Here is a 12532-nt window from a genome sequence, read left to right on the forward strand (position 1 = left end):
GGTAGTCAAATCGTGCGATTTTCTTGCGCAAAGTGCGGCTATGAGTCGGACTGGATGCAAGGACTAATGGTGACTGAAGCTAAGCGCGGCATTGAATGTCCGCGCTGCAATAAATGCCCGTAGTGCCCATGGACATCCACCGTCGGCTGGATGCCTGCGTAGAGCGTAAAAAAAACATCGGCAGTGCATCACGGGTATCAGTACCTCCGCCCGGGGATGCGCCGGGGGCCGTACGTCACGCGGCCATTTATTTCGGACACACCTATAACAGGGGTGAATAGTCACCTGGGGCGGGCAAGGCCCGCCAAAGGATTTTATGGTGAACCCCAGCATTCCAGAGGAGAAACCACATGGCCCGCACCTTTGACCTGCAACAGGCCGCCGATTTTCTCCAACTCAGCAAGGAAGAGCTTCGGCGCCGGGCCAAACGTGGTGCGGTTCAGGGCGCCAAGCCTGGCAAATGCTGGGCATTTCTTGAAGAAGACCTTGTCGCCTACTTCCGATCGCTCTATCCTGAGAATCGGCAAGCGGCGCCTTCTCTGCAAAAGGAGGCAAAATGCTCTACAAACGTGGTAAAACTTGGTGGTTTGACTTCACTGCACCCAACGGCCAGCGCATTAGACAGTCTGCTGGCACAGCGGACAAAACACAGGCACAAGAACTCTACGACAACATCAGGGCCCAGACATGGAGACAGGTCAAGCTAGGGGAAAGACCCACTTACACATGGGATGATGCCGGGGTACGGTGGTTGGATGAACGGAGTTACAAGGCCACCATCCAAAAAGACATGGAACACCTGACATGGTTGCAGCCATATTTTCGTGGGAAGCCCTTAATCGAAATGAACCGGGCATTCATCATGGAGGTATTGGAAATCAAAAAGAAAGAAACGAGCCCGGCATCGGCAAATCGCGTTTTGGCTTTAGTTCGTGCTGTACTGCGGATGTGTATCGAATGGGACTGGTTGGATAATGCCCCAAAACTGCGTCAGTATCCCGAGAACAAAAGGCGGGTACGGTGGATAACCACCGACGAAGCGACTCGCCTGTTGAGAGAGTTGCCCGATCACTTGCGGGATATGGCGCATTTTTCACTGGCTACGGGGTTACGGCAGTCCAATATGTCGGGACTACTTTGGGAACAGGTGGATCTCACACGAAAAGTGGCTTGGATTCATCCGGATCAATCCAAAAACCGCAAGGCGATTGGTGTAAGTCTGACAGATTCGGCAGTAGCCATCATCCGCAGGCAAATGGGCAAAAACCCGACTTACATATTCACCTACAATGGACAGTCCATTCACCAGGTAAATACAAAGGCGTGGCGGAATGCACTTAAAAGAGCGGGAATCAGCAATTTCCGGTGGCATGATCTGCGTCATACCTGGGCAAGCTGGCATGTCCAGGCGGGAACACCTATTAGCCGGTTGCAGGAAATGGGAGGTTGGGAATCCGTTGAGATGGTCCGGCGCTATGCACATCTTGCTCCGGAACACCTGGCGGGAGATTCAGCAAATATTGAGGGCGCGCTATCGTCTCTCGGTACAAATTTGTCACAACCACCTTTCTTGATAGCGCAAAAGAAAGGCTAACTCCTTGTTTAACTTGGCTCCCCGGGACAGGCTCGAACTGCCGACCTAGTGATTAACAGTCACCCGCTCTACCGACTGAGCTACCGGGGAAAAGTGCGCGTATCCTAGCCTTCCGCGCCACTCGCGTCAAGGACCATGCGCCCCCGCTTTTCTCTGAGCCACAGAACACTCCCCCTTGCCAAATCACAGCATTTCGGCTATCTACTTTTTTAGAGAAAAAAGAACGAGGAAGGCGCCGATGCGAAGGCAAAGCATTATGTTACCTGTCGGTCCAATCAAAGGTGGGGGTGGACTCCTTCTGTTATTGACTCTGACCCTCAGCGGCTGCGCTTCCATGACGCCGCACTCAGCATATCCACCGGCAAACCTATCTCACGACAACGCGTCGCCCGTTTACGACAGCCGCGCGGAAGCCACCACGCTGGATGCCGTGCTCGTCCATACCATCGCAGAAATTGGCAAGCCATATCAATGGGGTGGAGAAAGCCCCCGGACAGGGTTCGACTGCAGCGGGTTCATTCAATATGTATTGGGTCGCGCCGGAGTAACGATTCCCAGGACCTCCTTTGCCCAAGCCGAAGCGCTGCCAGCGGTAGGTCTCAACCGCATTCGCCCCGGCGACCTGGTGTTTTTCAACACCATGGGCCAGCCCTTCTCCCATGTGGGCATCTATATCGGCGGCAATCACTTCGTCAGCGCCTTGAACCGGCAGCAAGGTGTCGCTGTGCAGAGCCTGCGGACTCCCTACTGGGCGGAGCGGCTGGATGGCGTGCGACGTCCGATGCCTACCGAGTTGCTGGCGATGCGAGGCAACTAAATGCATAAAAATTGGGCCTCATTTCCGAAGACCATATTGGCCACTGTGGTAACCGCGGTTTTACCGGCATGCGCGACCAATGTCGGCACGGTGAATCAAGCGGCCGCACCGGCAATCGCCACCCCCGCCCCACTACCCTTGCCCGCGCTGTCCACCCCCGAGCAACCCAGCACCGTGGTCATGCCAAAGACCGGCAACACCTGTATCAGCAACGTGGCGTTCCCCAATTTTCCCCGGCAATACCAGGAGCGGATGCAGAAAATCGCCTGCCACCTGCAGGAACGGGATGGCCTGCCCGCCAGCTATGTGATCCCCGCCCTGCAAGACGCCAGTTTCAACGCCCGCGCAGTGGCACTGATGACGCCCGCTCCCCCTTCCGCAACGCCCGCGCCGCCTTCTCCCTGGTGGCGCTACCGGAATCACTTCCTGCGTCAGAACCGCCTGAATCAGGGCGTGCAATTCTGGCGGGATCATGCCGTGCTCCTGCAAGCGGTCGGTCAGAAATATGGCGTTCCTGGATCGATTTTGATGGGCATTCTCAATATTGAAACGGGCTTCGGCTCCTTTCAGGGCGGATTTTCGGTGCTCAACAGTAACTTGAGCCTGGCATTGGCGTTACCTGGCCGGCGGCGGTTTTTTCTGCATCAGACAGCGGAAACCCTGAAGCTCGCGCAGCGTTTAGGTGTTCCCCCAGGAACACTCCAGGGTTCACAGGCCGGCGCCATGGGTATGTCCCAGTTCCTGGCCAGCAGTTATCTGCGCTACGGCGTCACCTGGAATGACCCGCCGGGCGGACCCATGCCCAACCTGTGGCAGTCGCCTGCCGATGTGTTGGCTTCCACCGCCAACTTCTTCCGCGGCCACGGCTGGCAGCCGGGACAGCCGGTGCTGGGCCGGGTATCCGGCGATCGGGGCGCTGACGTGGCGTCCTTTCTACAAGGCAAGCACCCGCTTGCGCAACTGCGCGCTGCCGGCATTCAGCCGGAGACGGCTTCGAGGCTCCCAGGATCAACGCCAGTGGGCCTGCTGCGCTTGCAGACAGAGCGTGGCCCGACACTGTTCATCGCCTACCCGAATTTCTACGCCATCATGGGCTACAACCCGAGCACTTATTACTCGGCAACAGTCTGGGCCTACGCCGAAGCGATCAAGCGGGTTATCAACGGCTGATTCGGGGCCATATCACGGGCGCCACGACATTTGTCGGAGGCCGCTGCCCTTGTGCTAACATGGCGCCTTTGTCTTTCCAGAAAAGATGGAGTCCGGTGTGGCGTTAGAAAAATCGGGAATGCAATCCGTCGATTTGATCATTCATGCGCGCTGGATCGTGCCGATTCGACCGCGCAGCGTACTCCGCGATCACGCCCTGGCGGTGCATGGCGGACATATCCGCGCTATCGGCCCGGCCGAAGAAATCCGCGCGCGCTACACAGCAACACACACTACACAGCTCGACCACCATGTGCTGATGCCCGGTCTGGTCAACGCCCATACCCATGCGGCCATGACCCTGATGCGCGGACTCGCGGATGACCTCCCGCTGAGGACCTGGCTGCATGAACATATATGGCCCGTAGAAGGTCGTTTTGTCAGCCCGGAATTTGTGGCCATGGGCACGGAGCTGGCTGTCGTGGAGATGCTGCGCGGCGGCACCACCGCCTTCAATGACATGTACTTCTTCCCTGAAGCTGCGGCGGAGGTTGCCCAGCGCATGGGCATGCGGGCCACCATCGGGCACGTCGTCATTGATTTCCCCACCGCCTATGCGGCCAATGCCGATGCCTGCCTGCAGGCGGCGGCGGACTTATTGCCGCGCCTGCGCCAAATGCCCCTCATTCGCCAAAGTATCGCACCCCATGCGCCTTACACCGTCGGTGATGCGGGCTTGCGCGGGGCGCGCGACCTGGCCAAGGTGGAAGACCTGCCGGTGCACATGCACGTCCACGAAACCGCTTGCGAGGTGCAGGAAGCCACTGATCGTGATGGCATGCGCCCATTGGCGCGTCTGGCCAAACTGGGATTATTGGACCAGCACTTTCTCGCCGTACACATGACCCATTTGAATGACGAGGATTTGGCAATTTGCCGCGACTCGGGACTACGCGTTGCCCACTGCCCCGAATCCAATCTGAAACTCGCTTCGGGGATGGCAGCGATAGCTGTCCTGCGTCAACAGGGCATCGGCTTGGCTATCGGGACAGATGGCGCGGCCAGCAACAATGACCTCGACATGCTGGGTGAATTGCGCACCGCCGCTTTGCTGGCGAAAGGCGTGAGCGGGGATCCCACCGCCTTCCCCGCCTGGGAGGCCCTGGAGGCCGCAACACTGGGAGGTGCGGAGGCCATCGGCTGGGGCGCAGAAACAGGTAGCCTGGAAACCGGCAAGGCCGCCGACTGTATCGCCATTGATCTGGATCATCCGGCCACTTTCCCGGTCTATGATCCGGTCTCGCAGGTGGTGTATTGTGCCGGCCGCGATCAGGTCAGCCATGTCTGGGTAAACGGTAATCCGCGTATTGTCGAGGGACGAGCCGTGGATTGGGACACGCAGGATTTGTTCGCACGCGCCCGGGGCTGGGCACAGCGCATTCGTGAAAAGGATAATGACGCATGAATATGGATCAGGCTGAAGTCAACAAGTTCGACGCCCTCGCCGATCAGTGGTGGGATACCGATGGACCCTTCCGTACCCTGCATGAAATCAACCCGCTGCGTCTCGACTTCATCGCCAAAGGCTGTGCTGGGCTGAACGGCAAGAAAGTGCTGGATGTGGGTACTGGGGGCGGGCTCCTGGCAGAGGCCATGGCGCGTCAGGGGGCGGAAGTTACCGGTATTGATCTCGCAGAGGACGGCCTGAATGCGGCGCGTGCCCATGCAGACACCAGCCATCTCCGCATCGACTATCGGCGGATCGCCGTCGAGGATTTGGCGGCGGAAAAACCGGGGCATTATGACGTGGTGACTTGCATGGAAATGCTGGAGCACGTCCCGGACCCCGCCGCCGTGGTGAATGCCTGTGCCCACCTGCTGCGTCCCGGTGGCGACGCCTTCTTCGCCACCCTCAATCGCAATCCCAAAAGCTATCTGCTGGCCATTATCGGTGCGGAATACGTCATGGGCCTGCTGCCACGCGGCACCCACGATTATCAGAAATTCATCCGGCCCAGCGAGCTGCTCGCCATGACCCGGCAAAGTCATCTGCAAACCGTGACCATCCAGGGCATGCACTTTGACCTTATCCGCCACTGCGGGCGGCTGACGGATGACGTCAGCGTCAACTATCTGAGCCATGCGCGCAAAGCAACTCCTGATGCCTGAGTTGGCCGCAGTACTCTTCGATCTCGATGGCACGCTGGTAGATACCGCCCCTGATCTCGGTGCCGCGGCCAACCGGATGCGGACCGCTCGCGGGCTAGCGGCACTACCGCTGGAAACGCTTCGCCCGGTCGCCTCCCAGGGTGCCCGCGGTCTCTTGCGGGTAGCCTTTCATGTGCAGCCGGAGGACCCGGATTTTGCGCCCCTGCGGGCGGAGTTTCTGGAGATTTATGCCGCCCACATCTGCGAACAGAGCACCCTCTTTCCCGGTATGGTGGAAACACTGATGGCCCTGTCGGAGCGCGGAATGGTATGGGGCATTGTGACCAATAAGCCGGGATTCCTGACCCTGCCTTTGCTGAACGCGCTCAAACTGCCGGTTGCCCCAGGCGCCGTCGTCAGCGGCGACACCACAGCATATGCCAAACCCGATCCGCTGCCGGTCACCCATGCCCTTGCCGAGATGGGGGTCAGTGCGGCCCGAAGCATCATGATTGGGGACGATCCGCGCGATATGGCCGCAGGCAAGGCGGCGGGAACCCGCTGCTGGGCCGCCGCCTGGGGCTATCTGGAGGCCGGTAACGACCCGCAACACTGGGGTGCCGACCAGATCATCCAGCGCAGCGAACAGCTAGAGTTCGCCCTTCTCCATTTCGACGCCTCCCAGTAAAATAGGGCGCCCCTGGCCGCGGGTGATCTGCAGAAGCGCCGCCAGCAGTATCAGGATACCTCCGAACGATTCCAGGAGCGTCGGCGCCTCCCCGGCCAGCCACCAGGCCGATAGCGCGCCCACAATGACCTCAAAAGGCATGATCACCGCCGAAACACTCACCGGCATCCGCGCCACGCCGAATTGCACCGCCACCGTCGCCCCGGCAATCCACAGCCAGGAAAAAGCCAGCAGATAACCATATTCCGGCAATGGTAGCGCCGGTAAATACTGAAAAAATGCAAATGGCAAGGCAATCAGCACACAACCCCACCATACTGCAGTGGCGCGGTGCACATCACCGAGGACCGTGTCCGCGCGCAGAATGACATTGCTCAGGGCGAAGGCGAGGCCGGAAGAAATAGCCAGCAGGTCATTCGTATCCATATCCGCGAGAGAAAACCTCTGACCATTGTTGACGACCAGAGCCGACCCACCTACCGCCAGCAAGGCCGCAAGGCCACCGCGCCAGCCTATCGCCTCCTGCAAAAAAATCCGCGCCGCAAAAATAGCCCAAACCGGTGAGAGATAGAAGAGCAGAAGGATACGGATAACCTCCCCATGCACCAGCGCCAGCATGAAGGCCACATTGGTCCAGCCACCGAGTAGGAGCAGACCGACCAGAGTGCGCCCGTGCTGCCGCAGTTCATGGCGGCGACGCCAGGACCATAGACCGGCCGGTATCGCCAGCAATAGGTAGACGGCCAAAATCAGCCACGCGCCGCGCAGACCTGCCGCATTGAAATGGCGGAGCGGCCACCAGAGCACCCCCCAGAGGCTGGAGCCGACGAGCAGGGCGATCGTCGGGCCACCCCGGTGGAACGCGGAGGCAGGCTGAATGTTCTGATGAATAGCGACCGTCCCATTTGGCAAAGTTTTAATTCCGCCGTATTGTCCTGCACAAATCGACAAAATCCCAGCACCTTTGTCAGCGCCCGGAATTCCGCCACCCCCACCAGAAAATTCCAGGCACTTGTCATGACCGCCATCCTTGCCCCAGAATCGCTGCTTATGACAAAAAACTCCATGAATCCCCTGCTGGAAACCTTGCAGGCTTATCCTTTCGAGCGTTTACGCACGCTGCTCGCGGGCGTGACACCGGCGGACAAGGAGCTCATCGACTTCTCCATCGGTGAGCCGCGTCACCCGGCGCCGGCCATAGTCAGTGAAGCGATCATTGAGCATCTGCATGGCCTCGCCGAGTATCCCAAGGTGCTCGGCGACCTGCGTTTACGGCAGGCCATTGCCGACTGGGCCACCCAGCGCTTTGCCCTGCCCGCCGGTTTTCTCGATCCGGAGCGGCATGTCATCCCCGCCAACGGCAGCCGCGAGGCCCTGTTCAGCATCGCGCAGGCGGCGCTGCCGCCTTGTCAGACCCCCAAGCCCCTGGTCTTGTTGCCCAATCCCTTCTATCAGATTTATGAGGGTGCTGCCTTGCTCGCCGGGGCAGAGCCCTATTATCTGAATTGCGATGCCAGCGGGCAGCCGGACTTTCTCGCGTTGGAGGAATCGGTCTGGGCACGCTGCGCGTTGCTCTACATCAACTCACCCCATAATCCCACGGGTGCGACACTGCCGCTGGAGACGCTGGGCTGGCTGATCCGCAAAGCCCGGCAACACGGCTTCGTGCTCGCTGCCGACGAGTGCTACAGTGAACTCTATTCCGAGGGAGGTGCGCCCGCGGGCATTCTGGAGGCCGCCGCAGCGACGGGCAGTCTGGCGCAGGTGCTGGCTTTTCACAGCCTCTCCAAGCGCTCCAGCATTCCCGGTGCGCGCAGTGGTTTTGTCGCGGGTGACGCGGATATTCTCAAGGCTTTTGTCCGTTACCGGACCTATCTGGGTGCCGCCACCCCGCCCTTCATTCAGGCCGCCGCCATCGCCGCCTGGCGGGATGAGCAGCATGTGCAGCATACCCGTGCCGATTATGCCCGGAAGTTTGCCGCCGCCCATGATATTCTCGGTGCGCTGCTGCCGGTAGAAACGCCCGCCGGCGGCTTTTATCTCTGGCCACGGGTGGGGGATGGCGAAGCCTTCGTTCGCGCCCTCTACGAGGCAGAGCATGTACGCTGTCTGCCCGGCGCTTATCTGGCGCGAGATGCCCACGGCGTCCACCCCGGTAAGGATCGGGTCCGCATCGCGCTGGTCGGCAGCCTGGAAGATTGCGTCGAGGGCCTGCAGCGCATGCGTCACTTTATGGAACAGCATTCCATTTCGACCATTAACAAATCTTAATCAAGGAGTTCGTGTGAGCCAGAGTCTTGCCACCATTATCGACGCCGCCTGGGAAAACCGGGCGGAGATTTCCCCCAAGCAGGCTCCGGCTGAACTGCGGGAAGCCGTGCATCAGACCATCGAAGGGCTGGACAAGGGCGTCCTGCGGGTGGCTGAAAAGCGCGATGGCCAATGGGTCACTCATCAGTGGATCAAGAAGGCGGTGCTGCTCTCCTTCCGTTTGCAGGATAATGCCCGTATTCCGGGAGCCGAGACCAATTTTTACGACAAGGTACCGGGCAAGTTTGCCGACTATAACAGCAACGATTTTCGCACCGGCGGTTTTCGGGTAGTGCCCCCCGCCACGGCGCGGCGCGGGGCCTTTATCGGCCGCAACTGCGTGCTGATGCCCTCTTTCGTCAACATCGGCGCCTATGTGGATGAAGGCACCATGGTGGATACCTGGGCCACCGTCGGCTCCTGTGCCCAGATCGGCAAGAATGTGCATCTCTCCGGCGGTGTTGGCATCGGTGGCGTGCTGGAGCCCCTGCAGGCCAACCCCACCATCATCGAGGACAACTGCTTCATCGGTGCCCGCTCGGAAGTGGTGGAAGGCGTGATTGTCGAGGAGGGCTCGGTCATCTCTATGGGCGTCTTCATCGGCTCCAGCACGCGCATTTATGATCGCGCAACCGGCGAGATTACCTACGGACGGGTGCCCGCGGGTTCAGTGGTGGTTTCCGGCAGCCTGCCTTCCAAAGACGGCAGCTACAGCCTCTACTGCGCCGTCATCGTCAAGCAGGTGGATGCCAAAACCCTGGGCAAAGTCGGCATCAACGCCATTCTCCGTGACATCTGAGGGGCGCCCCGTGGGCAACAGTGCCGTACTGGAGCTGGCTAAGGACCTGATTTCCCGCCCTTCGGTGACCCCGGAGGATGCAGGCTGTCAGGATATGATGATCGCCCGGCTGGAGGCTATCGGTTTCCGGGTGACGCGCCTGCCCGCCGGAGGGGTGGAAAACTTCTGGGCGGAGCGGGGCAACGCCGGTCCATGTCTTTGTTTTGCGGGGCATACGGATGTGGTCCCCAGCGGCCCGCTCGCAGAATGGCAGAGCGACCCCTTCCAGCCGACCATCCGCGACGGCCTACTCTACGGACGTGGTGCCGCCGATATGAAAGGCAGTCTTGCTGCCATGGTGGTGGCGGCGGAGCGTTTTGTCGCCCTGCATCCGGGGCATTCCGGGCGTCTGGCCTTTCTGATCACTTCCGATGAAGAAGGCATCGCCACCCATGGCACACGGCATGTGGTGGACTGGTTACGGGAACATGGGGAGACCATCGACTGGTGCGTGGTGGGCGAACCTTCTTCCGAAAACATGCTGGGCGATGTCATCAAAAATGGGCGGCGCGGCTCGCTGAATGGACGTCTGACCGTGCAGGGTATACAGGGTCATGTAGCCTACCCAGACAAGGCCGATAATCCCATCCATCGCGCTTTTCGCCCACTCGCGGATCTCGTGGATCAGGCCTGGGATGCGGGGAATGATTTTTTCCCGCCCACCCGCCTGCAGTTTTCCAATATCCGTGCGGGTACCGGGGCTAACAACGTCATTCCCGGCCAGTTGCAGGCAGATTTTAATTTCCGGTTTTCCACGGAGTCCACGCCGGAATCTTTGCAGGCGGAGGTCCACAAGATTCTTGACACCTCCGCCATGCGCTACACCATTGACTGGCAGTTGTCCGGTCCACCCTTCTTTACCGCGCCGGGGACTTTGGTGGCCGCCACCCAAAAGGCCTTGCAAGCCGTAGAAGAGCATGAAGCCCGGCTCTCTACCGACGGCGGCACCTCGGACGGGCGCTTTATCGCCCAGTTGGGCGGGCAGGTCGTGGAACTCGGACCCGTCAATGCCACCATCCACAAGATCAACGAGTGCGTCGCCGTCGCCGATCTGGAACATTTGTCCCAGATCTATACGGAGATCATGGCGCATCTGCTGGAGGCTGCGGATGACCATTAGGCGCGTGCGGCAAATCCTCTACACGGCGGCGAGTATGGGGAGTCTGGCACTGGGCGGCTGTGCGGGGGTCGCGCCCCCCCCTCCCGCCACTGGCGCTTCGTCGTCCTCCTCTGCGACCTGCGCCATGCCCGCCCCCAATCTGCGCGCTGCCTATAACCGTCCCTATCAGACGCATGGCCGCCACTACACGCCACTGACCAGTTCCACTGGGTACGCAGTGCGCGGCATGGCTTCCTGGTACGGCTGGGAATCCGGTTCCACCACCGCCATGGGCACGCCCTTCCGGCCCCGCGCCTTCAGTGCCGCCAGCAGGGATCTGCCGCTACCCACCTGCGCCCGGGTCACCAACCTCAGCAACGGGCGCAGCATTGTCGTGCTGATCAATGACCGTGGTCCCTTTGTGGATGGTCGGATAATGGATCTCTCTTATGGAGCGGCCAACGCCCTGGGAATGACTGGGCAAGGGACCGCGCCGGTACAGATCGTCGCTCTGCCGCCCGCCGCCCCCCTTCCGGCAAGCACAGCAGGGAGCACGAGCACGGTGCCCCCCCTGCCCATGGCCCCGGAAATGCCCGCGCCGTCACAAAGCTTCCTGCAAACTGGGGCCTTCAGTCAGGTCAACAACGCCACTCGCGAGCGTGACCACCTGCTCAAGGCGGGCATTCACGGTGTGCTCATCGTACCGGGACGGATGAAGGGGCGGCCGTATTACAAGGTACAGATCGGCCCGCTACCGGATGGCCTCACCGCAGTCAAGGTCATTGCCGAGCTTAAACAGATGGGTTTTCACGGCTTTTATAGCGTGGAACAATAAAGGAACCGCATCATGTCCCAAGGCATATGGCCCAATTTCTATATCGTTGGTGCGGTGAAAAGCGGCACGACTTCGCTCTATGCCTACTTGCGGCAACATCCCCAGGTTTTTTTGCCAACGATGAAGGAACCGCATTTTTTCACCCGGCCCCGTCCGTCTCCGGAGCAAACCCATCTGATTCAGTACGTAGCCAATGTCGAGCAATATCAGCACCTCTACCGGGGTGCGAATCAGTTTCCCCGCATCGGCGATGCCAGTCCTTCTTATCTCTGGTGCGAAGAGGCCCCGGAGCGTATCCATGCCGTGCAGCCCGATGCACGGATTATTGTCATCCTGCGCGACCCGGTACAACGGGCCTACGCCCAATATCTCATGGATTTCAATGAAGGCGTCCTCGACCTGCCTTTCATGGAGGCGTTGCAGCGGGACTGGACCCGTCCCGACAAAGGCTGGGGCATCTCTCAACTCTATGTGGAACTCGGGCGCTATACGGCGCAGATCATCCGTTATCAGCAGCGTTTTGGAGCCGACCATGTGCATGTTTGCCTCCTGGAAGATCTCAAAAAAACCCCGCTGGCGGTGCTGGAGGGCATCGCCGATTTTCTGGACATTGATCGTGCGGCGATGGGCGTCATTGATTTGGAAACAGCCCACAACGCTCACCGCCTGCCGCGCGGAAACTGGGCCCGGCGCCTTGCCAGCGGACGTATGAGCCGTTTTATCGGCGAGCATCTTTTTCCGCACAGCTGGGGCGAATATATCTGGCGTCACATTTTCTTGCGCGCAGGTCGTAAGCCGCCCATGGACAACGCAGCACGCCGTTTTCTACAGGAACTGTATGCTCCGGAAATCGAGCGCCTGGAACATGTTCTGAATCGACCTCTGCCAGAGTTGCGAGTATCGTGGAAGGCCTTTGAGCCGATAAAAGATACCAAACCGTCCACCCTGCCCCAGAAGCCATCCAGCAATATCTGAGCCCTCGCCCAGGCGCTGCCAAGGCTTGCTGGCCCCCGACACGTCTACTATGTTTAAGGCAATCGGATTTACCGCAGAG

13 protein-coding genes and 1 tRNA gene are annotated in these 12532 nt (G+C 59.9%); 12 read left to right on the top strand and 2 right to left on the bottom strand.

All coding sequences use genetic code 11. From position 1 onward, the window contains the following. The first annotated feature begins 350 nt into the window (after positions 1 to 350). A complete protein-coding gene (locus tag PJU76_RS13745) occupies positions 351 to 707 on the top strand; it encodes a helix-turn-helix domain-containing protein (protein WP_408629733.1) in 357 nt (118 codons plus the stop codon). Next, positions 617 to 1594, top strand: a complete 978-nt coding sequence (locus tag PJU76_RS08285) for a tyrosine-type recombinase/integrase (RefSeq protein ID WP_408629758.1) — start codon at positions 617 to 619, stop codon at positions 1592 to 1594. Before PJU76_RS13745 ends, PJU76_RS08285 begins: the two co-directional genes overlap by 91 nt. Before the next feature lie 14 nt (positions 1595 to 1608). Here PJU76_RS08285 and PJU76_RS08290 read toward each other — a convergent pair. Next, positions 1609 to 1684 (bottom strand) — tRNA-Asn (locus PJU76_RS08290). A gap of 166 nt (positions 1685 to 1850) precedes the next feature. Here PJU76_RS08290 and PJU76_RS08295 point away from each other — a divergent pair. The 5 genes from PJU76_RS08295 to PJU76_RS08315 all read left to right on the top strand — a co-directional run bounded on the left by PJU76_RS08295 (position 1851) and on the right by PJU76_RS08315 (position 6396). Beyond that, positions 1851 to 2411, top strand: coding sequence for a C40 family peptidase (locus PJU76_RS08295; RefSeq protein WP_271779137.1), 561 nt, complete (start codon positions 1851 to 1853; stop codon positions 2409 to 2411). Beyond that, entirely contained in the window at positions 2412 to 3581 is a 1170-nt protein-coding gene (locus PJU76_RS08300; protein ID WP_271779138.1) for a lytic murein transglycosylase, read from the top strand. Positions 3582 to 3678: 97 nt separating this feature from the next. Then, positions 3679 to 5025 (top strand): TRZ/ATZ family hydrolase, encoded by a 1347-nt coding sequence (locus PJU76_RS08305; RefSeq protein WP_271779139.1) that lies wholly within the window; start codon positions 3679 to 3681, stop codon positions 5023 to 5025. Next, positions 5022 to 5729: a bifunctional 2-polyprenyl-6-hydroxyphenol methylase/3-demethylubiquinol 3-O-methyltransferase UbiG gene (gene ubiG, locus PJU76_RS08310; protein WP_271779140.1), complete on the top strand. Its 708-nt coding sequence runs from the start codon at positions 5022 to 5024 to the stop codon at positions 5727 to 5729. The genes PJU76_RS08305 and ubiG overlap by 4 nt, the downstream gene beginning before the upstream one ends. Further along, complete coding sequence (locus tag PJU76_RS08315) at positions 5722 to 6396, top strand: HAD family hydrolase (protein ID WP_271779141.1); 675 nt, start codon at positions 5722 to 5724, stop codon at positions 6394 to 6396. The genes ubiG and PJU76_RS08315 overlap by 8 nt, the downstream gene beginning before the upstream one ends. Here the strand turns inward: PJU76_RS08315 and PJU76_RS08320 are convergent. Continuing rightward, on the bottom strand, positions 6358 to 7308 hold the full coding sequence (locus PJU76_RS08320; RefSeq protein WP_271779142.1) for a DMT family transporter: 951 nt from the start codon (positions 7306 to 7308) through the stop codon (positions 6358 to 6360). The genes PJU76_RS08315 and PJU76_RS08320 overlap by 39 nt on opposite strands. Before the next feature lie 105 nt (positions 7309 to 7413). Between PJU76_RS08320 and dapC the strand changes: the two genes are divergently transcribed. From dapC to PJU76_RS08345, 5 genes are read left to right on the top strand one after another with little or no spacing between them, the layout of a single operon-like run. Next, positions 7414 to 8667, top strand: a complete 1254-nt coding sequence (dapC, locus tag PJU76_RS08325; RefSeq protein ID WP_456298490.1) for a succinyldiaminopimelate transaminase — start codon at positions 7414 to 7416, stop codon at positions 8665 to 8667. A 13-nt stretch (positions 8668 to 8680) separates the two neighbouring features. Beyond that, entirely contained in the window at positions 8681 to 9505 is an 825-nt protein-coding gene (gene dapD, locus PJU76_RS08330; protein ID WP_064218585.1) for a 2,3,4,5-tetrahydropyridine-2,6-dicarboxylate N-succinyltransferase, read from the top strand. A 10-nt stretch (positions 9506 to 9515) separates the two neighbouring features. Then, the gene (gene dapE, locus PJU76_RS08335) at positions 9516 to 10664 is read left to right on the top strand and encodes a succinyl-diaminopimelate desuccinylase (RefSeq protein WP_271779143.1); all 1149 of its coding nucleotides are present in this window, start codon (positions 9516 to 9518) and stop codon (positions 10662 to 10664) included. Continuing rightward, on the top strand, positions 10654 to 11478 hold the full coding sequence (locus PJU76_RS08340) for a septal ring lytic transglycosylase RlpA family protein (RefSeq protein ID WP_271779144.1): 825 nt from the start codon (positions 10654 to 10656) through the stop codon (positions 11476 to 11478). Before dapE ends, PJU76_RS08340 begins: the two co-directional genes overlap by 11 nt. 12 nt (positions 11479 to 11490) lie before the next feature. Continuing rightward, positions 11491 to 12453, top strand: coding sequence for a sulfotransferase family protein (locus PJU76_RS08345; RefSeq protein ID WP_271779145.1), 963 nt, complete (start codon positions 11491 to 11493; stop codon positions 12451 to 12453). Positions 12454 to 12532 lie beyond the last annotated feature (79 nt).

The sequence above is a fragment of the Acidithiobacillus ferriphilus genome (assembly GCF_028215975.1).
In the GTDB taxonomy this organism is placed as follows: domain Bacteria; phylum Pseudomonadota; class Gammaproteobacteria; order Acidithiobacillales; family Acidithiobacillaceae; genus Acidithiobacillus; species Acidithiobacillus ferriphilus.